The 901-nt window shown below is 70.6% G+C and carries 1 protein-coding gene and 1 pseudogene; both read left to right on the top strand.

Going from position 1 to position 901, the window contains the following annotated elements; all coding sequences use genetic code 11:
* Positions 1-592: TraG/TraD/VirD4 family protein (locus tag GT030_RS12075; protein WP_161201112.1), on the top strand; the 592-nt coding region annotated here is incomplete at its 5' end.
* Positions 582-901 (top strand): annotated as a pseudogene (locus GT030_RS12080) (hypothetical protein); the annotation flags it as partial. The gene GT030_RS12075 and the pseudogene GT030_RS12080, both read left to right, overlap by 11 nt.

The raw sequence follows: 901 nt of genomic DNA on the forward strand, positions 1-901 counted from the left end.
CGCCGTGTTCACCGCCGGCGCCGAGGCGGGCGAGCGCCACGGCGGCCGCCTGCCCGACCCGATGCGCGCCGTCCTGGACGAGGCCGCGAACATCTGCCGCATCGCCGACCTGCCCGACCTGTTCTCCCACCTGTGCAGCCGCGGCATCACCCCCTACGTGATCCTCCAGTCCTACCGGCAGGGCGTGAAGTCCTGGGGCGAGGTCGGCATGGACGCCATGTGGTCGGCCGCCACCAAGAAGCTCATCGGCGTCGGCATCGACGACGCCAAGTTCGCCGGCGACGTCTCCAGCTTGGTCGGCGCGCACTTCGTCAACCGCGGCTCGTACTCCAAGTCCAAGGACGGCTCCAGCTACTCCGTCTCCGAGCAGCGCGAGCAGGTCATGGACCCCGCCGAGATCCGCGCCATGCGCAAGGGCACCGCCCTGCTGCTGGCCACCGGCATGCCCGTCGCGCAGATTGCCCTGCGTCCTTGGTACGAGGAGCGGGCCCTGGCCCACATCGGCCCCCAGATGAGGGCCGAGGAGGCCGCCATCACCAAGAGGGCCCAGGCGACCTACGAGGAGAGGAAGGCGGCCCGGCGTGAGCGATGAGCCCGACTTCGAGGTCCCTGTTGGCATGTTCGAGGACGTTGAGGACCTGAAGGCTCAGGTTGCCCGGCTGACCGCCCTGGTCACCGGGATGGCCGCCGGGGGCTCCGGCGAGACCCTGGCCGAACCCGACGGCGCCGCTGGAGCTGACGCCGACGACGAGGACGAGGAAGCCGAGTGGCAGTTTCCGCCGTTCATCCTCCTGCTCGAATCACCCGAGTACGACGAGGAGCTGCGGGCCCTGATCGAGTGGGTGGAGGGCGTCCTCGTGCCGGGCTACCTCGCCGAGCCGTCGGCGGACGCCCGCTGGTG

Source organism: Streptomyces sp. SID1328, from assembly GCF_009865595.1.
Classification (GTDB): Bacteria; Actinomycetota; Actinomycetes; order Streptomycetales; family Streptomycetaceae; genus Streptomyces; species Streptomyces griseoluteus.